The sequence below is a fragment of the Mesorhizobium sp. AR07 genome (genome assembly GCF_024746815.1).
Classification (GTDB): domain Bacteria; phylum Pseudomonadota; class Alphaproteobacteria; order Rhizobiales; family Rhizobiaceae; genus Mesorhizobium.
This window is the reverse complement of the sequence record NZ_CP080525.1, coordinates 4,642,556-4,661,705: the sequence shown is the minus strand read 5'-3', so window position 1 is coordinate 4,661,705 and position 19,150 is coordinate 4,642,556. Positions and strand designations below refer to the sequence as shown.

Below are 19,150 nucleotides of genomic sequence, written 5' to 3'. Positions count from 1 at the left end.
ACCCCCGCCCTCAACTCATCCACTGGCCGCCATCGACATTGTAGGTCTGGGCGACGATGTATTCGGCGTCGCTGCTGGCCAGAAAAACCGCCATGCCGGTGAGGTCCTGGGCCGTGCCCATACGGCCATACGGCACCGCCTCGCCAACCAGCTTCTTCTTCTCGCCCTTCGGCCGGTTCTCGAATTTGGCGAACAGCGAATCGACATGATCCCAGTGCTCGCCGTCGACGACGCCGGGGGCAATCGCGTTGACGTTGATGCGGTGCTTGATCAGGTCGAGGCCCGCAGACTGGGTCAGCGAGATAACGGCGGCCTTGGTGGCGCAATAGACGCCGACCAGAGCCTCGCCGCGTCGGCCGGCCTGGCTCGCCATGTTGATGATCTTGCCGCCCTTGCCCCGCGCGATCATCGAGCGGGCGGCCGCCTGCAACATGAACAGCGTGCCGGCGACATTGACCGAAAACAGTTTTTCGTAACTCGCCCTCGATATCTCGACGATCGGTGCCAGGTCGAACAAAGCCGCGTTGTTGATCAATATGTCGAGGCCGCCGGTCCTGGTCTCCACCGCCTTTACCGCGGCGTCGATCGACGCTTGATCCGTGACATCGAGTTTCACGGCATAGGCCTTGCCGCCGATCTCGGCGGCTGTCTTTTCGGCAGCCTCAAGGTTGATATCGGCAATCGCTACCGTGGCGCCTTCGCCGGCATAGGCTTCGGCGAAGGCCCTGCCGATGCCGCGGGCCGAGCCCGTGATCAGCGCGGATTTGCCGGCCAGTCGCATGCTCACATTGCCTTCCCGTCGGCACCGAAGCGATGCAGCTTGGTCTTGTCGGGCGTGAGATGAATGGTGTCGCCGTGACGGACGGCGAGTTCGCCGTCGGCGCGCACCGTCAGCGGACCGACGCCATCGGCCTGGACATGCAGGAACGTGTCCGAGCCGAGATGCTCGGCAACGCCGACCGTGGCTTTCCATTCGCCCGCCATGGTCGAGATTTCCATATGCTCGGGACGGATGCCGATGGTCTTGGCGCCGTATTTGGCGGACGGCGCGCCTTCGATCAGGTTCATCTTGGGCGAGCCGATGAAGCCGGCGACGAACAGGTTCTTCGGCGTCTTGTAGAGTTCCATCGGCGAGCCGACCTGCTCGATGTTGCCGGCATTCAGCACCACGATCTTGTCGGCCATGGTCATGGCTTCGACCTGGTCGTGGGTGACGTAGATCATCGTCGTCTTGAGCTGATGGTGCAGCTCGCTGATCTCCAGCCGCATGGTGCCGCGCAGCGCCGCATCAAGGTTGGACAACGGCTCGTCGAACAGGAAGGCCGAAGGCTGGCGCACGATGGCACGGCCGATGGCGACGCGCTGGCGCTGGCCGCCGGAGAGCTGGCCGGGCTTGCGTTCGAGATAGTTGGTGAGATTGAGGATGCGCGCCGCGTCCTTGACCTTCTTGTCGATGGTCGCCTGGTCCTCGCCCGCCATCTTCAGCGGGAAGGCGATGTTCTTTCCCACCGTCATGTGCGGATAGAGCGCATAGGACTGGAACACCATGGCCAGCTTGCGCTTGGCCGGCGCCTCACCGGTGACGTCACGGCCGTCGATGTTGATGGTGCCGCCGCTGGTGTCTTCCAGGCCGGCGATCAGCCGCAGCAATGTCGACTTGCCGCAACCCGACGGGCCGACGAAGACGACGAACTCGCCATTCTCGATCACCAGGTCGAGGCCGGGGATAATGGACGTCGTTCCGAAGGACTTCGAGACGTTCTTGAGCGTGATGTTTCCCATGGTTTCCTCCCCGAGGGGTTATTTCCTGCCGATTGCTTCAGGCAATTTCCGTTACTTCACCGCGCCAAAGGTCAGGCCGCGCACCAATTGCTTCTGGCTGAACCAGCCCATGATCAGGATCGGCGCGATGGCCAGTGTAGAGGCGGCCGAAAGCTTGGCCCAGAACAGGCCTTGCGGGCTGGAGAACGAGCTGATGAAGGCGGTCAAGGGTGCTGCTTCCGTGGTGGTCAGCCGGATGGTCCAGAACGCCTCGTTCCAGGCCAGGATGATGTTGAGCAGCATCGTCGAGGCGATGCCCGGCACCGCCATCGGCGTCAGCACATAGACGATCTCGTTCCACAGCGAGGCGCCGTCCATGCGCGCCGCTTCCAGGATCTCGCCCGGGATTTCGCGGAAGTAGGTGTAGAGCATCCACACCACGATCGGCAGGTTGATCAGCATCAGCATGACCATCAGGCCGATGCGGCTGTCGAGCAGTCCGAGGTTGCGGAAGATCAGGTAGATCGGGAACAGCACGGCGACCGCCGGCATCATCTTGGTGGACAGCATCCACATCAGGATGTCCTTGGTTCGCTTGGTCGGCGCAAACGCCATCGACCATGCCGCCGGAATGGCGACGAGCAGGGCCAGGATGGTCGAGCCGACCGAGAGCAGCACCGAATTCAGGAAGAACTTGAAGTAGCCGCTCTGCGCCTGAACCTCGGTGTAGCTCTCAAATGTCCCCGACGGGATCAGGTTGAAGCCCTGGATGGCTTCCTGCTCCGACTTGAACGAGGTGATGATCGTATAGAAGATCGGAAAGAAGATCAGCAGCGCGACGATCCAGGCGGCAACTGTCGCGATTGTCTTGTGCTGGGTGGTGACTGCACGTGCCATCGTATCCTCCCTTACTTGTCCAGGTTCTTGCCGACGGCGCGCATGGCGAAGAAGGCAACGATGTTGGCGAGAATGACAGCGATGATGCCGCCGGCGGATGCCTGGCCGATTTTGAACTCCAGCAAGGCCTTCTGGTAGACGAGGAAAGGCAGGTTGGTGGAGGCGTATCCAGGACCGCCATTGGTGGTGACGAGGATCTCGGCATAGACCGACAAAAGGAAGATCGTCTGGATCAGGATGACGACGGTGATGGCGCGCGACATGTGCGGCAGCGTCAGATAGATGAAGCGGCTGATGAAACCGGCGCCGTCCATCTCGGCGGCCTCCTTCTGCTCGCCGTCAAGCGATTGCAGCGCGGTCAGGAGGATCAGTGTCGCGAAGGGCAGCCATTGCCAGGCGACGATGATGATGATCGCCAGCATCGGATGCTGCCCGAACCAGTCGATCGGCTGGGTGCCGAAGAAGCGCGCGATGTCGGCAAAGACCCCGTATTGCGGGTGCATGATCATGTTCTTCCAGACCAATGCGGCCACCGGCGGCATGACGAAGAACGGCGAGATGACCAGGATGCGCACGATCCCTTGTCCCCACATCGGCTGATCGATCAGCAGTGCCAGCAGGATGCCGCCGATCACCGTGATCAACAGCACGCTGACCACCAGCGTGAGCGTGTTGAGGATCGATTGCAGGAAGGCGGGGTTGGAATAGAACAGCGCGTAGTTCGAGAAGCCGACGAAGCCGTCGCGGATCGGATTGAGCGGGTTGTACTGCTGGAAGGAGAACCACAGCGTCAGCGCCAGTGGAATAACCATCCAGACCAGCAGCAGGACGACGGATGGCGCCATCATGAAACGGGCAAGCGAACGGGTCTGCTGAGTAGCCATGACGGTCACCCTTCAATGGTCAGACTGAATTTTCAAGGGGCATTAAAGGCGGCCGCCCGAACTGGGACTCGGGCGGCCGTTGCCGGTCATGGTATGCGGCCGACATTCGGCACCGGGAGGAGCCTTACTTGATATACCCGCCTTCGGTCATTGCCGCAGTGGCAGCGTCCTGGGCCTGCTTCAAGGCATCGTCGACGCTCGACTGGCCGGCAAGTGCCGCCGAGAAGAGCTGGCCGACAGTGGTGCCAAGTCCTTGGAACTCAGGGATGGCGACGAACTGGACGCCGACATAGGGCACCGGCTTGACGGTCGGATGCGTCGGGTCGGCGGCGTTGATGGAGTCCAGCGTCATCTTGGCGAACGGAGCCGCCTTCTGGTAGTCGGCATTGGCATAGAGCGAGGAGCGCGTGCCCGGAGGAACGTTGGCCCAGCCTTCCTTGGCAGCGACGAGCTCCGCATAGTGCTTGCTGGTCGCCCAGGAAACGAACTTCTCGGCGGCATCAGCCTTTTGCGTCCCGGCGGGAATGGCCAGCGACCACGCCCACAGCCAGTTGCCGCGCTTGCCCAGGCCATTGTCGGGCGCCAGCGCATAACCGACCTTGTCGGCGACGGTGGAGTTCTTCGGGTCCGAAACGAAGGACGCGGCGACGGTGGCATCGATCCACATGCCGCACTTGCCCTGCTGGAACAGCGCCAGGTTTTCGTTGAAGCCGTTGGAGGACGCGCCCTCCGGGCCGTCGGCCTTCATCAGGTCGACATAGAACTGCAGCGTCTTCTTCCATTCAGGCTGATCGAACTGCGGCTTCCAGTTCTCGTCGAACCAGCGGGCGCCGAAGGAGTTCGACATGGCGGTCAGGAAGGCCATGTTCTCGCCCCAGCCAGCCTTGCCGCGCAGGCAGACACCGTTCACGCCATTGGCGCGGTCGGTCATCTTGTCGGCGGCCTGGCGGATGAAGTCCCAGGTCGGCGCGTCGGGCATCTTCAGCCCGGCCTTGTCCATCAGGTCCTTGCGGTACATGACGAAGGAGCTTTCGCCGTAGAAAGGCGCGGCATAGAGCTTGCCGTCGACCGAAAGACCGCCGGCGATGGCCGGGATGATGTCCTTGACGTCATAGTCGGCGCCGAGCTTGTCGAGCGGCAGAAGCCAGCTCTGCTTGGCCCAGATCGGAACTTCATAGGTGCCGATGGTCATCACGTCATACTGGCCGCCCTTGGTGGCGATGTCGGTGGTGACGCGCTCGCGCAGCACGTTTTCTTCGAGCGTAACCCAGTTGAGCTTGATGTCGGGGTTAGCCTTGGTGAAGTCGTCCGTAAGCTTCTGCATGCGGACCATATCGCCATTGTTGACGGTGGCGATGGTGATGGATTCGGCATGTGCGGCGAAGGCAAGAGCGCTGGCCGACAACAAGCCCAGGGTGAGCGTGCGAAGTTTCATCAAATTCCTCCCATGAACCAAGATGAGCATTTGCCTTGGCTTTGAGCAATTACTCACCTGACATTAATTATGTCAAGCCGGATTCGATGCTGCAGCGCAGCACTCGGCGATGCCGCCGGACGATAGGGTGCGTGGAGATTGCCAATGCAAACGTCGCCTCCTGCCTGATATTCAGGCGTCAGGACAGAAAGGCCGGCAGGATTGGTCGGTTGAGGGCCTGCCTGTCAGCAGGCGATCTCGGCCAGCAGCCAGTCGCGGAAGGCGCGGATTTTCGGCACGTTGCGGCGCGCCTCCGGATAGACCAGCCAATAGGCGTGGCCATCGTCGCCAACCCGATCGAAAGGCTGGATCAGCCGGCCGTCGGCCAGTTCCGCCTTGAACAGCGCCCTGGTCAGGATCGCCACGCCATGACCGGCGATGGCCGCATTGGCCTCATAGGCCTGCGCGCCCATGCTGCTGCCGGGCCGCCTGGCAAGGTCATGCGAGTTGACGCCGGCAGCCGAAAACCACTCCGTCCACCAGATGTCGCCGGGATCGAGGATCGGCAGCCGCAAGAGGTCGGCCGGTTCGTTGACACCGCCGATGCTTGCCGCGAGTTTCGGGCTCAGCATCGGCGTGAAATCGGCATCGAGCAGCTTGTGCGCCTCCAGACCCGGCCATTTGCCGCCGCCCGAGCGGATGGCGAGATCGACGTCCTCACGGGCGAAGTCGGTCAGGCGGCTCGACGTCTCGAGCCGCACGGCAAGCGCGGGATGAGCGATCTGGAACGAGCCCAGCCGGTGCGCCAGCCAGTTCGAGGCAAAGGTCAGCACGGTGGTGACGCACAGCAACCCGTCGGCCCCGGCGCGCGCCGCGGCATAGGCCTGGCCGAGGATGGCAAAAGCCTCGCCGACGGCGGGCGCCAGACGCTGCCCGGCCTCGGTCAGTGCGATCTGTCGTGGCCGGCGCAGGAACAATGCCGAGCCGACACGCTCCTCCAGCACCTTGATCTGATAGCTGACCGCGGCCTGTGTCATACCGAGTTCGCCGGCGGCCTTGGTGAAGGAAAGATGCCGCGCCACCGCGTCGAACACCCTGATCGCTTGCAGCGGCGGGAGCTGGGAAACCTGTCGCGAGCCGAGGTCAGGCATAAGGCCTCCTTATGGGCCATGATCGACGTTCGATTGGCAAAGCCGGCCGGCAAGACCGACATTCAATGTCACCCGTCATTCGGGTTCAGGATAGCGAAGGTTGACGATCATGACCATGGCACAGCAAAAGTGCACTCCCGCTCCAGATCATCGCTGGGTTTCGTGGCTCACCGATGGATTTGGCTGGTTCGCGGTAAAAAGGAGGGCGCATCTCGACATCAGGGACCTGTCGCCGCATCTGCAGCGCGACCTCGGCTTCCTTGACGGCAACGACCCTTCCGGGCGGGGCAAATAGCCTGGCTGGCTTTATCCAAAATCAGTCTTGGTGCGGCTGCGTCCCGCAAGCAACGCAGGTTCGGGTCACAGGCTGGCCAGCAGGGCGGCGGCGGTCCGCTCGTCGGTGATGAGGCCGTTGATCAGCCGCCGGTTGGCCGCCGCCAAGATGCCCGGCAGTTTTCGGTCGCCCATCGCCAATGCGATCACCAGCGACTTTTCGCGCGACGGCAGCGACGCCGAAGACACCCGGTCGTTGGTGATGCCCTCGATCATGCGGCCTTCGCGATCGAACACCCAGCCGACGATTTCGGCGATGCCGCCGGCCTTCTGCAGCGCCTTCAGTTCGCTTTCCGAAATGAAGCCATCCTCGTAGAGCGGTGCCTTGGGGCCGAGATCGCCAATGCCGATGAAGGTGACGTCGGCTTCGGCGGCCAGCGCCAGCGTCGGCTGGATCATCGGCTGGTTGAGCAACATCTCGCGCTCCTCCGGCGAGGAGGCAATGACCGGCAGCGGCATCGGGAAGGACCGTGCCTTGACCCTGTCGGCCATGGTGAAGATGACGTTGTAGAAGGCGGCCGAGCCGTCCGGCGAGATGTTGCCGGTCAGGGACACCACCTTGTGCTGCGGACATTCCATCGGCGGCAGTTGCTCGATCGCCGCTTTCAGCGTGCGCCCGGTGCCGATCGCCATGATGATCGGCGTTGGCGACCGCAGCCGCCGCTCGATCTCGGCTGCGGCCGCCTCGGCGATGCCGATCGTGGTGGAGGATGAATTGGGATCGCTCGGCACCACCTCGACCAGATCGAGCGCGAAGCGCGATTTCAGCCGTGCCGCCAGATCAAGGCAATTGGCGATCGGATGGTCGACCCGGACCTTGATCAGGCCTTCCGACACCGCCAGCGACACCAGCCGCTGCGCCGTCTGCCGCGAAATGCCGAGCGTGGCGGCGATCTGGTCCTGCGTGTTGCCGGCAACATAATAGAGCCAGCCGGCGCGCGCCGCGTCGTCCAGCCTGTTGCTGCCGCCATCCTGTCGGGTATTCACGTCCTGCCTCCCGAAACCGCCGGTCATGAGCGCGGTCCGCTTCTACTCTTGCAGGGAACGGCCCGCTGCGCAATTGTCAATCTCGAGGGCAAATGCTTGCGCTCTGTAGCGCGCATGCGGCTCGGATTTCCTCCTCCGACGATGGTCGCGCCCGGAAAAAGACGAGCGGTTTCAGTTCCGGCGGGCGGTACGTTCGATGATCCCGACGGTTTATCTCCCGGCGCAAACCCTTTAAGGGATCGAAAAAAGGAGCCTCGCATGACGCCGAAAGCGGTTTTCTGGGATATGGACGGCACGCTGGTCGACAGCGAACCGCTGCACGAGGCCGCCCTGGTGGCGGCGATGCGCAATGTCGGCCTCGTCCCGCCGGCCGACCTGCATGAGCGCGTGCTCGGCGTTGCCGCCTGGCCGGTTTACGAAATGATGCGCGATGAGTTCGGCCTGGATTTGCCGTTCGACGACTGGATCCTGCGCAAATACGAGCATTATCTGCCGCTGGTCGAACGCTTGCAGCCGCGCCCCGGCGCGATCGAGATCTTCAACGAGCTGCGGGCAAGGGGCGTGGCGCAAGCCGTGGTGTCGAATTCGGACCGGATGATCGTCGACGCCAATCTGCGCATGGTCGGCCTGACCTATCCCGGCATGAAGACGATCAGCCGCAACGACGTGCGCGAAGGCAAGCCGCATCCCGAACCATTCCTGCGCGCCGCGTATCTCGCCGATGTCGATCCGGCGCATGCGGTAGCCATCGACGACAGCTGGCCGGGCGCCATGGCGGGACTGGCGGCGGGCATGAAGACGATCTTCTGGCCGGAAAGGCCGATGGAAGGGCCGCCAGGCGCCGTCGTCATCAACAGCGCCCAGGAGTTGCGGGCAGAATTGGGTCTCTAAGCCCACTTGCAGGCGCCCGCGCGGCGCCAATTGTCAGCGCTGTAGAAGATGCGGCGAGGCTGCGGCCAGCCATCTTCTCCCCGTCACTATACGGGGAGAAGGTGCCGGCAGGCGGATGAGGGGCGGCGCTGACTTGCCAGAATTTATTATTATTGGTGGGGGCGGCGTCAAGTTCATTGCAATCTGCGAAGCGTAGGCATCACGATGTTACTTTTCGAAACCTTGGCGCCGCCCCTCATTGTCCTGCCGGACATTTCTCCCCGTATAGTGACGGGGAGAAAGTAGACCATCATCGGTGGCTTCGCCAATTGCCGACGTTGCAGGAAAGCCGAGCAGCCCTCAGCATTGGCCAAGGATCAGCGGCCCTCAGTTCCGGTAGACCGGCTCCTGCTCGTCGAGGATCGCCTTCAACTCGCTGAGATGGCGTTCGGCCTGGCCGGGATAGTCGTCCATCTCGCTTGCCGCCTTCTCGGCGATCGCGTCGGAAAGCGTGCGCAGTTGGCGGCCGGTCCACAGTGCCTTGATATAGGTCTCGGCGGCACGCTCGAAATAGAACATGCGGTTGAAGGCGTCGGCGACGGTATCGCCGATGACCAGCACGCCGTGATTGCCCATCACCATCACCTTGACCTTGGGATCGACGAGCAGCTGCGAGCAGCGCTCGCCCTCTTCCTCGAAGGCCAGCCCGCCATAATGGGCGTCGACGACATGGCGGTTGAAGAACATCGCCGAATTCTGGTCGATCGGCGGCAGGCGAGAGTCGGCCAGCGATGCCAGCACCGTGGCGTGGATCGAATGGACATGCATGACGCAGCGCGCGTGCCGCACATTGCGATGGATGGCGCCGTGCAGGCCCCACGCCGTCGGATCGGGCGCGTCCGGGCCGGTCAGCGTATCCGGGTCGTCGGCGTCGATCATCAGCAGGTCGCTCGCCTTGATGCGCGAGAAATGCATCTGGTTGGGGTTCATCAGGAACTGCGTGCCGTCGTCATTGACGGCCAGCGAGAAATGATTGGCCACCGCCTCATGCATGTTGAGCCGCGCCGTCCAGCGGAAGGCGCAGGCGAGATCGACGCGCTCCTCGTAGAAGGGCAGGTTGGTCAGCGTTTCCTTTTGCAGGCGGGCGATGCTCATCGAGGACACTCCGTGAAAGAGCTGAGAATGCCGCGACCAGCCGAGGCTCGCAACCGGTTTCGCTTGGTGCAGAGCTAGGGTCCTTGTAAGGTCGGCGCCGGACGCCGATCTTGCCTACGCCGCCGTGCTGGCGGCGGCGCCAGCCCGCAATCCGCCCTGCTCGACGATGAAATCGATCACCTCCTGCAGACCCTTGCCGCGCGACAGGTCGGTGAAGCCGAACGGCCGCTTGCCGCGCATGCGGCCGGCGTCGCGCTCCATGACATCGAGATTGACGTTCACATAGGGCGCCAGATCGCTCTTGTTGATGACCAGGAAATCGGAGCGGGTGATCGCCGGCCCGCCCTTGCGCGGGATCTCCTCACCCTGGCAGACCGAGATGACATAGAGCGTCAGGTCGGCGAGATCGGGCGAGAAGGTGGCGGCGAGGTTGTCGCCGCCGGATTCGATGAAGACGATGTCGAGATCCGGGAATTTTCTGTTCATCTCGGCGATCGCCTGCAGGTTGATCGAGGCATCCTCGCGGATGGCGGTATGCGGGCAGCCACCGGTCTCGACACCCATGATGCGATCCTCGGGCAGCGCCTGCAGCCGGGCCAGCATCATGGCGTCCTCCTTGGTGTAGATGTCGTTGGTGACGACGGCGATCGAGAACTCGTCGCGCAGCGCCTTGCAGAGCTTTTCGGTCAGCGTCGTCTTGCCCGAGCCGACCGGACCGCCAATGCCGACGCGCAGCGGGCCATTTTTCTGTGTCATGCCGGAAACTCCGTGATGGCGAGGATGGCAAAGCCGAGCCCGATCAGCAGGCAGAGCGGCGAGTAGTAGCGCAGGTCGAGCCGCGCGAAAGGCTGCTCCGGCGCCAGCCGACGCCACCATGGCGTGAAGCCGGCGATGCCGCGCCCCAGGAACACCAGCCCGATCAGCAGCGAGGTGGCGGCGAGGCCTTCCTTGGGAAAGGGCGAGGCAAAGAAACCGATGACAGCCAGCGGCCACAGTGTCGCCAGGCAGAGACACGCGGCAACGGCGAAACTGGCGAACGGCGTCGGCATCTCATCGACGCCGCGAAAGCCGACGACGGCATGGGCGCACGAGGCCGCATCCTTGCCCGGCCAGATGCCGCCGATGCCCCAATAGACATGCAGCGCGGTGATCAGCAGCAGGACGAAGGAGAGCGTGAAGGCAAGAAAAATCATGAGCGGAACAATCGCGAATACTGGGTTTCGTGCTTCATCGCCATGATTTCGGAGACGAAGGCGCAGCCGCCGAGATCATCCAATGTCGAGCGCGCGGCGCGGCCGGCTGTCGCCAGGGCCAGCGGCTCGAAGCCGGCAAGCAGCGCGGTCGCTCCGCTCTGGCCGACGACGCCAAGCCGGATTGCTGCCTGGACGAGGTTGGAGAAGAAAGCCTGCAGGAAGGCGGATAGCGCGTCCTGAAGCGCGATGCCGTTGCCGCCGGCAATGGCGCCGACGGCGACGCAATAGGCACATTCCGCCGGCAGTCGCTCCAGCACAGGGTTGGGCCAGGCCGCCGCCGCTTTCAGAAAGGCGGCGCCTTGCAGCATGGTTTCCATATGGCGTTCGCGCGAGCCGGCCAGCGCTTCGGCCAACGCGACAATTTCATCGAGATCGCCGGCGTTGCGGGCGCGGCGCCAGCTCTCGGCGAACAGCACCGCATCGTTCCAGCCCGAGCCCATCTCGACCAGCGTTTCCAGCCAGCCGGCCAAGGTCTTGGCATCGGCAACCAGCCCGTCATGCACCGCGCGTTCGAGGCCGTGGCTGTAGGAAAAGCCGCCGACCGGGAAGGAAGGCGACAGCCACGCCATGAGCCGCAAGAGCGCGATGTTCGAAGGCTGGTCAGTCATGATCGTGATGGTGGCCTGCGTGTGAATGGGAATGCGACTCGCTGTGCGAGTGGGAATGCGCTTCACCGTGGCTGTGTGCGTGCGCCTCGGCATGGGCGTGACCGTGATCGTGCCCGCCGGAATAGGCGCCGCGCACCGGCTTGAACGGCTCGCAGACGTCGGTCACCGTGGCGCCGAGCCCTTCCAGCATCGCCTTGATGACATGGTCGCGCAGGATGAGGATGCGCCCGGCCTCGATGCTTGCGGCGAGATGACGGTTGCCGATGTGCCAAGCGAGCTCGGCCAGATGCACCCCATCGCGAGCACGGATATCATGGACATCTTCCGGCGCCGCGATGATCTCGATATGGCCGCCATCCTCCAGCACCAGCCGGTCGCCATCGTTCAAGGCAACGGGCTCAGGCAAATCGACGAGCACCTTGCTGCCGTCGGCAAGTTCGATGGCGCGGCGGCGCAGATGCCGCTCGTCATGGGCGAGAATGGCACGACCGGATGGCGCGATTGCTCCAGCATCGCCGGCGGTCAGCACCGAGACGGCACGGGGAAATTTGGTGAAGTCGGTGTTGAGGTTGAGCTTCATTTCATGGAGCCTCCATTGGCTTGCGCCCTTGCACGGGCGGGCCGCGCCAGCACGCGGTCGAAATAGGCGTTGATGCGCCCGGATTCGATCGGAAACCGGCCGGCGCGGGCCCAACCGCCCATGTCGCCGAGCAGCACGTCGACGGCCGAAAACCGGTCGCCCAGTGCGAATGGCTTGTCGCCCAGCCGCCGGTCGAGCGCCTTGAGCTCCGAGGCAAAATCGTAAGCCGCGGCAGGGCCGACATCGACCCGCATCTCTTTCGGCAGCAGGAAGCGGTGGCGCAATTTGTTCCACAACGGCGCCTCAAACTCGCTCTGGGCAAAATGCATCCAGGAATCCATCTCGGCGCGGCCGGCAACGCCCGGATTGGCGCCCATGCCCTTGTCCGCGTGCTTGTCGGCGAGATAGACGCAGATCGCCGCCGAATCCGTCACCGTCAGCGCATCGTCGACCAGGATCGGCACTTTGCCGGAGGGGTTGAGCGCATAGGCTTCCGGCGAGCGCAACTTTACCTCGACGAATTCATAGGGCTGCCCGAGTTCCTCGAGCATCCAGAGAACGCGGCTGACCCGGGATCCACGCGATCCGACGGCCTTGTACATGCGCAAACCTGCCTTTCCCGAGCAGCTTAGATTATCCCTTGCACCTTCCCAATGGGCGTCAGTCAAAGTGCTACAGCGTCCTTTGCGCGTCGGAAAGACGCGCGGCGCTGTAGTCAGACGATCGTGTCGAAGAGCCGCAGGATGAACGATATCTGATAGATGAGTGCCGCCGCGACGAAGGCGATGTGGAAGCGGCGGTCGCGCACCAGGATCGCGGCGATGCAAAGCGCGACGAAGATCGGCGTACGGAACAGATATTCGTTGCCGAAGCGGGCAAAATGCTCCGGTCCTTTCAGCAGCGTATCGACCACGTCGAGCAGATAGGTCGCTGCCAGCAGGCCGAAGAACCAGCCACGGCGCGAATAGAAGAAATCCTCGTAGCTGGTGTAGTCCAGCATCGAATCCGGAAACAAAAACGCGCACAGCAGGAACAGCGTGATCGCATAGAAGATGATGAACAGGTATTTTCCGAAGGTCCACGTCTCGATGACGAAGAGGCCGAATTCCCACCACCAGAAATGCACCAACATCAAAAGCACCGAAACGACCCAGGCCAGATGCACTGGATAGAGCCGGTACTGGCCGGGATGCTGGACGATGCGCGCCACCCCCGACAGCAAGCGGGCGACGCCAAGCCCGATCACCATGCCCATGACGATGCGGATATGCGGGAAGATGTCGTGGGCGGAAGCGATCTGCTGTTCCATCGACCTTCACTAAGAAATGGAACCAAGGAACAAGCGATTAGTCTCGCAGGAAATCGTCCATCGAAAGCGGACCGCCAGGCCAGAATCGTCCATCGAGCGCCTGCTTGGGCGTGAACGGCGGCTCGCCTGGAAATTGCGATTCCCGCAGACCCGTCTCCCGTATCGCGATAGGCAAGGCGTCTCTGTACGCCTCATCGAAGCTCTGAGCGGGATAGCGACGAAGACTCGGACTGTCCTTGATGATGCCCTCGATCCAGACGCGCTGTTCGGAAATCGACGCTTGCCAGCTGTGGCATCTGTGGCCCGGCTGGAACTCCCATTTCAGCAGATGTGCAATCAGCACCCGCATCCGGCTGCGGATTTCTCTTCGGTCGCTTCTCCCCAAGCTTTCTATCTCCTCGGCAAGATTCTCGCGGTCGAGATCGGAGAGACGACCCTCGCGCAGCAACGCGCCCTGCTCGGCGCACCACTGGGCGTAGTCTGTTTCATAGGGTGTCATGGCCCTGAGACGGTCAATCCTGTTCATGAGCACATCATGCCCCAATTTCCAGACAATCGCAAAACACCCTGCTGTCTCTCAAGCGAAAACAAACAAGGGTCAAAACAGAAAATACCGCTGCGCCATCGGCAGCACGGTCGCCGGCTCGCAGGTCAGCAATTCGCCGTCGGCGCGGACCTCGTAGGTTTCGGGATCGACCTCGACATAAGGCGTGGCGTCGTTGAGCACCATCGAATGCTTGCCAATGCCGCCGCGGGTGTTTTCGACGGCGACGAACTGCTTGTCGACGCCAAGCCTGCCATGCAGGCCTGACTCGAGCGCGGCCTTGGATACGAAGGTCACCGACGAGTTGGTCCTCGCCTTGCCATAGGCGCCGAACATCGGCCGGTAGTGCATCGGCTGCGGCGTCGGGATCGAGGCGTTGGGGTCGCCCATCGGGGCGGCCGCGATCATGCCGCCGATCAGCACCATGTCCGGCTTGACGCCGAAGAAGGCGGGGTTCCACAGCACCAGGTCGGCGCGCTTGCCGACCGCGATCGAGCCGATGTCCTTCGACAGCCCATGCGCGATGGCCGGATTGATCGTGTATTTGGCGATGTAACGGCGGACGCGGAAATTGTCGTTGTTGCCGGTCTCCTGCGGCAGCGAACCGCGCTGGCGCTTCATCTTGTCCGCCGTCTGCCAGGTGCGGATCGCCACTTCGCCGACGCGGCCCATCGCCTGCGAGTCCGACGAGATGATCGAGAAGGCGCCGATGTCGTGCAAAATGTCTTCCGCCGCGATGGTTTCCTTGCGGATGCGGCTCTCGGCAAAGGCGATGTCCTCGGGGATCGATGGCGACAAATGATGGCAGACCATCAGCATGTCGAGATGCTCTGCCAGCGTGTTGACGGTGTAAGGCCTCGTCGGATTGGTCGAGGACGGGATGACGTTGGGCAGGCCGCAGACCTTGATGATGTCGGGCGCATGGCCACCGCCGGCGCCCTCGGTGTGGAAGGCGTGAATGGTTCGCCCCTTGATCGCCGCCACCGTGTTCTCGACAAAGCCAGATTCGTTCAGCGTATCGGTGTGGATCATCACCTGCACGTCGTAATCGTCGGCGACCGACAGGCAGCAGTCGATGGCCGCCGGCGTCGTGCCCCAGTCCTCGTGCAGCTTGAGCGAACAGGCGCCGCCCAGCACCATTTCTTCCAGCGCTGCAGGCAGCGACGCATTGCCCTTGCCCGACAGGCCGATGTTCATCGGGAAGGCGTCGAAGGACTGGATCATGCGCGCCATATGCCATGGCCCCGGTGTGCAGGTGGTGGCCAGCGTGCCATGCGCCGGGCCGGTGCCGCCGCCGAGCATGGTGGTGATGCCGCTCATCAGCGCTTCCTCTATCTGCTGCGGGCAGATGAAATGGATATGCGCGTCGAAGCCGCCGGCGGTGAGGATCTTGCCTTCGCCGGCGATGATCTCGGTGCCGGGGCCGATGATGATGGTGACGCCACCTTGAGTGTCCGGATTGCCGGCCTTGCCTATTGCCGCGATACGGCCGTCCAGGAGGCCGATATCAGCCTTGAAGATGCCGGCGCTGGCGTCGACCACCAGCGCGTTGGCGATGATGGTATCGACCGCGCCTTGGGCTCGCGAAAGCTGGCTTTGGCCCATGCCGTCGCGGATGACCTTGCCGCCCCCGAATTTCACCTCTTCGCCGTGAAGGGTGAAATCCTTCTCGACCTCGATGAACAGTTCGGTGTCGGCCAGCCGCACTCTGTCGCCGACCGTCGGGCCATACATCTGGGCATAGGCAGCGCGGGTAATTCTGGCCATCAGCGATTGCTCCCGAAATGCGGCTTGATCGAAGAAACCGGGTTCCACATTGCCGCCATCCAATGGTCCCGCAATGACCCGCTGGGCGACACCTTCTGATCCGATTTGGCGGTTGAGGTTAGGGTGTCACCCCAAAACGACCGTTTGCCAAATCTATGGAAGGAAAATCCATGCGCAAAACGATATTCATCGCCGCCGCCACGCTGATGCTGGCGGGCGCCGCCAGTGCCCAGCAGCAACCCGCGCAACAGCCCGCTCCGGCGCCGACCTCGCCTGCTCCCGCGGCTCAGCCGGGGGTTCCGACGATCCAGAGCGTCAACATCGTCGACATCACGGAGCTGCCAAAGGACACCCAGACGCAGGTCAACCAGGTGATCGCCCAGCACGGCGACGCCGGTCTGCAGAAACTGCGCGGCTCGATCGACGCGACGCCCAAGGTCAAGTCGGCGCTCGAAGCCAAGGGGCTTAGCTCGGCGCAGGTCATCGCCGCCAGCATGGAGCCCAATGGCGCGCTGACCCTGATCACCAGGAAAGCGAGCTGATGATGCGGCGCGGCGGGCCAAATTCCGGCCCGCCGGCCGCGTTGGCAAGGGAACCGTGGCGGGGCCTGATTCGTTTCGCTGCGTGAGTGCTGAAACGAATCTCGAAAGTGAGCGATGACCATCACCACCTTGCCCGATGCCCGATGGCTGCATGCCGTTGCGGCGAGTGCGTTTCTTGCGGCGAGCCTGCCCCAGGCGGCGCTGAATGCTCAGGGTCTTGAAAGCCCGGAGACCGTCAACCGGATCGTCGGGTCTGAGGTCAGCCAGGAAGAGGCCAAGACGACCGCCGAGGCCGGAAAAGTCAGTTCGGCTATCGACCGCACGCGTGAAAACATCGGCACGGTGCGCAAGACGTCCAAGCTCGACAAGGTCGATATCGTGTTCCTCACCGACGCCGCGCGCAGTGAAGGCGGCCCGCCGCCAGTGATCGAACGCAAGGTCAAAGAGCACCGGGACGACATTGCGGAACTGCGCAAGGAGATCGAGGCCAACGCCCTGCTGTTCAACGCCATCGAGTCGCGGCGCGTGCATGCGCAGGATGTTCTCGCCGTCGAATTCGACAATCCGGGAAAGATCGTCATCTACGCCGCCGCCAAGCCCTCCAAATGAATTGAGCGCGCCGCAAGATCTCACAACTTGCCCATCACCTTCTGCTGAAACCCGTAGACCTCGCGCTTGCCGCCAAGCGGCACCAGCGTCACATCGCGCTCCTGCCCCGGCTCGAAGCGCATGGCGGTGCCGGCGGCGATGTCGAGACGCATGCCCCTGGCACTGTCGCGGTCGAATCGCAGCCCCTCATTGGTCTCGAAGAAATGGTAGTGGCTGCCTACCTGGATCGGGCGGTCGCCGCTGTTGGCCACTCTCAGGGTGACCGTCGGCAAGCCCTTGTTGAGTTCGATGTCGCCGTCCTTGGTGATGACTTCGCCGGGGATCATCGTGCCCTCACAACACGCCGAGGACGAGGCCGGCGCCGATCGCCGCGCAGGCAGCGCCCGCGGCGCGCGCAAGGCCACGGAACCTGATGCCGAGACCGAGCCCGGCAGCGATGCCCGTGGCGTGCAGCAGCACTGTCGCGATGGCAAAGCCGGCCATATATTCGAGCCCGCCGGCATTCTCAGGCACCTCGGTGCCATGCGCATGGCCGTGGAACAGCGCGAACAGGCTGATGATGGCGACACCCGCGGAGACCGGAAGATCGGCCGCCAGCGCCACCAGCAGCCCGAGCGCCACGACCGAGGCCAGTATGCCTGGTTCGACGAACGGCAGCGGCATATGCAGCATGCCGAGCGCGCCGCCGGCCAGCATGACGCCGACAAAAGCCGCCGGCCAGGCCCAGATTGCCTTGCCGCCCTTCATCGCCGCCCAGACGCCGACCGCGATCATCACCGTCATGTGATCGAGGCCGGAGAGCGGGTGCACGAAGCCGGCCGAAAAGGACGAGGTGGTGCCGATGCCGACATGGGCATAGGCCGGCATGGCGGCGGCCAGCAGCAGGATCGCCGAGAGGCACAAGCGTTTGGCTGACATCATTCTATTTGCCTTTCGTTTGCGGTGTCGTGGTGCTCATGCGGCCTTGCGGGGACCGCAGCCTTCGGCCTTGAGAACGCGCTTGGTCGAGGCGGGGTACTTTTTCAGCATCGCCGCCGGGCGGATCGGCCGCGCCGAAAAATTGCCACCGCAATTGGGACAGGTGCCGCCCAACACTTGTTCCACGCAGTCGGCACAAAAGGTGCACTCGAAGGTGCCGATCAGCGCGTCGGTCGCCTCGGGCGGCAGGTCCTTGTCGCAACATTCGCAGTTGGGGCGCAGCTCAAGCATCTTTCCTCTCCTCACCGGATGGGTTCGTGCACGGTCACCAGCTTGGTGCCGTCGGGGAATGTCGCTTCGACCTGCACGTCATGGATCATCTCGGCGATGCCTTCCATCACCTGCGCGCGGGTGACGACATGGGCGCCGGCTTCCATCAATTCGGCGACCGGGCGGCCGTCGCGGGCGCCCTCGACGACGAAATCGGTGATCAGCGCGATCGCTTCCGGATGATTGAGCCTGACGCCACGTTCGAGCCGCTTGCGCGCCACGATCGCCGCCATGGCGATCAGCAGCTTGTCCTTTTCCCTCGGCGTCAGGTTCATGCGTTTCCCTGGACTGGCTTGGACAGACCTACAGTGACCATAATTTGGGCAACCCCGCCCTTCCGTTGAGCAATTCGATCAGCGGAACCAGGCGCTGGCGCAGCTGATAGCCATCTCCAGCGTAAAGCCTCGCAAGAAGCTTGCCAGATTTCTTGACGCTCCAGGCGCTGGCACTGCCCTGGTCGCCGACGATCTCCAGAACCGTATCGAGCAGGGCCTCGGCCCGCGGCGACACCAGCAGCAGCGTCGCCATGGCGATCGCGCCGCCGGCACTCGCCGGGCGGCCGAGGGTGGCCGCTATATCGGGTCCGATGCGGAAATCCTCGGCATGAATCAGTTTGCGGTCCTGGCGGACCCGCCAGTGGTCATGGAAATGGCCGCGCGCGGCGCGTTCCCCCATCGCCAGGCGGCCGAAGACGGTGGCCTCCAGCACCAGCGCCTCGGCGCCGGCGGCAAGCTCGACGTCGAGCGTGCGGGCAAACGCCGCCCGGTCGAAGACGATGGTTTCCTGCGGCAACCAGGCGATGCGGCCGTTTTCGCCGACCGACAAATTGACCCGCACTTCGGCCCGGTTGGATGCCGCCCGGTAGATTTTTTCGCAGGCCTGGGTGGTGATCGACGCCGAAGCGCCCGCGCCGGCATCCACCTGCCAGCCGAGGCGGTCGCCGCCGGTCATGCCGCCGGCGGTGTTGATCAGCACCGCTTCGAGCGGATCGGCCGAAACGGTCGGCATCCTTATCTTGGCCGCACCGTCCTGATAGAGGCGCCGCAGGCGCGTGCGACCGTCACCGAGAGCGCAGGAAAGCCGCGCCGCGCCCGCAACGCGTTGCGTCGAAATCTCGCCATGTTCGGTCGTATCCATGCCGGCACGTTAAGCACTCCGGCGGCATTGTCGAGATAGTGCTCGATATAGCTTGTTGCTTGACAACGTTTCGGTTTCTATAGAGGGAACCACCTTGGTAC

At 63.4% G+C, this 19,150-nt stretch carries 25 protein-coding genes; 4 read left to right on the top strand and 21 right to left on the bottom strand.

From position 1 onward, the window contains the following. Positions 1 to 10: 10 nt before the first annotated feature. The 6 genes from BPNPMPFG_RS23560 to gcvA form a co-directional block, all read right to left on the bottom strand. Entirely contained in the window at positions 11 to 781 is a 771-nt protein-coding gene (locus BPNPMPFG_RS23560; protein WP_258596884.1) for an L-iditol 2-dehydrogenase, read from the bottom strand. Between the two features lie 2 nt (positions 782 to 783). Then, positions 784 to 1,782 carry an ABC transporter ATP-binding protein gene (locus BPNPMPFG_RS23555; protein WP_258591035.1) on the bottom strand — a complete coding sequence of 333 codons (999 nt, stop codon included), beginning with the start codon at positions 1,780 to 1,782 and terminating at the stop codon, positions 784 to 786. A gap of 51 nt (positions 1,783 to 1,833) precedes the next feature. Further along, complete coding sequence (locus tag BPNPMPFG_RS23550; RefSeq protein ID WP_258591034.1) at positions 1,834 to 2,658, bottom strand: carbohydrate ABC transporter permease; 825 nt, start codon at positions 2,656 to 2,658, stop codon at positions 1,834 to 1,836. Between the two features lie 11 nt (positions 2,659 to 2,669). Continuing rightward, the gene (locus BPNPMPFG_RS23545; RefSeq protein WP_258591033.1) at positions 2,670 to 3,542 is read right to left on the bottom strand and encodes a carbohydrate ABC transporter permease; all 873 of its coding nucleotides are present in this window, start codon (positions 3,540 to 3,542) and stop codon (positions 2,670 to 2,672) included. Positions 3,543 to 3,666: 124 nt separating this feature from the next. Next, positions 3,667 to 4,977 carry an ABC transporter substrate-binding protein gene (locus BPNPMPFG_RS23540; protein WP_258591032.1) on the bottom strand — a complete coding sequence of 437 codons (1,311 nt, stop codon included), beginning with the start codon at positions 4,975 to 4,977 and terminating at the stop codon, positions 3,667 to 3,669. A gap of 224 nt (positions 4,978 to 5,201) precedes the next feature. Beyond that, entirely contained in the window at positions 5,202 to 6,107 is a 906-nt protein-coding gene (gene gcvA, locus BPNPMPFG_RS23535) for a transcriptional regulator GcvA (RefSeq protein WP_258591031.1), read from the bottom strand. 109 nt (positions 6,108 to 6,216) lie between these two features. Between gcvA and BPNPMPFG_RS23530 the strand changes: the two genes are divergently transcribed. Next, positions 6,217 to 6,402 (top strand): hypothetical protein, encoded by a 186-nt coding sequence (locus tag BPNPMPFG_RS23530; RefSeq protein WP_258596882.1) that lies wholly within the window; start codon positions 6,217 to 6,219, stop codon positions 6,400 to 6,402. Between the two features lie 65 nt (positions 6,403 to 6,467). Here BPNPMPFG_RS23530 and BPNPMPFG_RS23525 read toward each other — a convergent pair whose 3' ends face one another. Then, entirely contained in the window at positions 6,468 to 7,427 is a 960-nt protein-coding gene (locus BPNPMPFG_RS23525) for a sugar-binding transcriptional regulator (RefSeq protein WP_258591030.1), read from the bottom strand. Positions 7,428 to 7,685: 258 nt separating this feature from the next. Here BPNPMPFG_RS23525 and BPNPMPFG_RS23520 point away from each other — a divergent pair, with 258 nt between their 5' ends. Then, the gene (locus tag BPNPMPFG_RS23520) at positions 7,686 to 8,318 is read left to right on the top strand and encodes an HAD family hydrolase (protein WP_258591029.1); all 633 of its coding nucleotides are present in this window, start codon (positions 7,686 to 7,688) and stop codon (positions 8,316 to 8,318) included. A 366-nt stretch (positions 8,319 to 8,684) separates the two neighbouring features. On the opposite strand, the gene BPNPMPFG_RS23515 is transcribed toward BPNPMPFG_RS23520, so the two are convergent. From BPNPMPFG_RS23515 to ureC, 9 genes are all read right to left on the bottom strand, one after another. Then, positions 8,685 to 9,452: a class II aldolase and adducin N-terminal domain-containing protein gene (locus tag BPNPMPFG_RS23515; RefSeq protein ID WP_258591028.1), complete on the bottom strand. Its 768-nt coding sequence runs from the start codon at positions 9,450 to 9,452 to the stop codon at positions 8,685 to 8,687. Between the two features lie 114 nt (positions 9,453 to 9,566). After that, positions 9,567 to 10,208 carry an urease accessory protein UreG gene (ureG, locus tag BPNPMPFG_RS23510; protein ID WP_258591027.1) on the bottom strand — a complete coding sequence of 214 codons (642 nt, stop codon included), beginning with the start codon at positions 10,206 to 10,208 and terminating at the stop codon, positions 9,567 to 9,569. Next, positions 10,205 to 10,645 (bottom strand): DUF3995 domain-containing protein, encoded by a 441-nt coding sequence (locus tag BPNPMPFG_RS23505; protein WP_258591026.1) that lies wholly within the window; start codon positions 10,643 to 10,645, stop codon positions 10,205 to 10,207. Before BPNPMPFG_RS23505 ends, ureG begins: the two co-directional genes overlap by 4 nt. Then, the gene (locus BPNPMPFG_RS23500) at positions 10,642 to 11,313 is read right to left on the bottom strand and encodes an urease accessory protein UreF (protein ID WP_258591025.1); all 672 of its coding nucleotides are present in this window, start codon (positions 11,311 to 11,313) and stop codon (positions 10,642 to 10,644) included. Before BPNPMPFG_RS23500 ends, BPNPMPFG_RS23505 begins: the two co-directional genes overlap by 4 nt. Then, positions 11,306 to 11,893, bottom strand: a complete 588-nt coding sequence (gene ureE, locus BPNPMPFG_RS23495; RefSeq protein WP_258591024.1) for an urease accessory protein UreE — start codon at positions 11,891 to 11,893, stop codon at positions 11,306 to 11,308. The genes BPNPMPFG_RS23500 and ureE overlap by 8 nt, the downstream gene beginning before the upstream one ends. Further along, entirely contained in the window at positions 11,890 to 12,495 is a 606-nt protein-coding gene (locus tag BPNPMPFG_RS23490) for a glutathione S-transferase family protein (protein WP_258591023.1), read from the bottom strand. Before BPNPMPFG_RS23490 ends, ureE begins: the two co-directional genes overlap by 4 nt. A 113-nt stretch (positions 12,496 to 12,608) precedes the next feature. Then, entirely contained in the window at positions 12,609 to 13,202 is a 594-nt protein-coding gene (locus BPNPMPFG_RS23485; protein ID WP_258591022.1) for a hypothetical protein, read from the bottom strand. 37 nt (positions 13,203 to 13,239) lie between these two features. Beyond that, complete coding sequence (locus tag BPNPMPFG_RS23480) at positions 13,240 to 13,746, bottom strand: DUF29 domain-containing protein (RefSeq protein ID WP_258591021.1); 507 nt, start codon at positions 13,744 to 13,746, stop codon at positions 13,240 to 13,242. Positions 13,747 to 13,800: 54 nt separating this feature from the next. Continuing rightward, entirely contained in the window at positions 13,801 to 15,513 is a 1,713-nt protein-coding gene (gene ureC, locus BPNPMPFG_RS23475) for an urease subunit alpha (RefSeq protein ID WP_413776801.1), read from the bottom strand. A 170-nt stretch (positions 15,514 to 15,683) separates the two neighbouring features. Here ureC and BPNPMPFG_RS23470 point away from each other — a divergent pair, with 170 nt between their 5' ends. Both BPNPMPFG_RS23470 and BPNPMPFG_RS23465 read left to right on the top strand, forming a co-directional pair. Further along, the gene (locus tag BPNPMPFG_RS23470) at positions 15,684 to 16,055 is read left to right on the top strand and encodes a hypothetical protein (RefSeq protein WP_258591020.1); all 372 of its coding nucleotides are present in this window, start codon (positions 15,684 to 15,686) and stop codon (positions 16,053 to 16,055) included. Positions 16,056 to 16,169: 114 nt separating this feature from the next. Continuing rightward, on the top strand, positions 16,170 to 16,664 hold the full coding sequence (locus tag BPNPMPFG_RS23465) for a hypothetical protein (RefSeq protein WP_258591019.1): 495 nt from the start codon (positions 16,170 to 16,172) through the stop codon (positions 16,662 to 16,664). 20 nt (positions 16,665 to 16,684) lie between these two features. On the opposite strand, the gene BPNPMPFG_RS23460 is transcribed toward BPNPMPFG_RS23465, so the two are convergent. The 5 genes from BPNPMPFG_RS23460 to BPNPMPFG_RS23440 are packed head-to-tail and all read right to left on the bottom strand — an operon-like array spanning position 16,685 to position 19,049. Beyond that, a complete protein-coding gene (locus tag BPNPMPFG_RS23460; RefSeq protein WP_258591018.1) occupies positions 16,685 to 16,990 on the bottom strand; it encodes an urease subunit beta in 306 nt (101 codons plus the stop codon). Positions 16,991 to 16,997: 7 nt separating this feature from the next. Continuing rightward, positions 16,998 to 17,585, bottom strand: coding sequence for a HupE/UreJ family protein (locus tag BPNPMPFG_RS23455; protein WP_258591017.1), 588 nt, complete (start codon positions 17,583 to 17,585; stop codon positions 16,998 to 17,000). Between the two features lie 33 nt (positions 17,586 to 17,618). Beyond that, entirely contained in the window at positions 17,619 to 17,873 is a 255-nt protein-coding gene (locus tag BPNPMPFG_RS23450; protein ID WP_258591016.1) for a DUF1272 domain-containing protein, read from the bottom strand. 11 nt (positions 17,874 to 17,884) lie between these two features. Further along, a complete protein-coding gene (locus BPNPMPFG_RS23445) occupies positions 17,885 to 18,187 on the bottom strand; it encodes an urease subunit gamma (protein WP_199648108.1) in 303 nt (100 codons plus the stop codon). Positions 18,188 to 18,215: 28 nt separating this feature from the next. Further along, on the bottom strand, positions 18,216 to 19,049 hold the full coding sequence (locus BPNPMPFG_RS23440; RefSeq protein WP_258591015.1) for an urease accessory protein UreD: 834 nt from the start codon (positions 19,047 to 19,049) through the stop codon (positions 18,216 to 18,218). Positions 19,050 to 19,150: the final 101 nt, after the last annotated feature.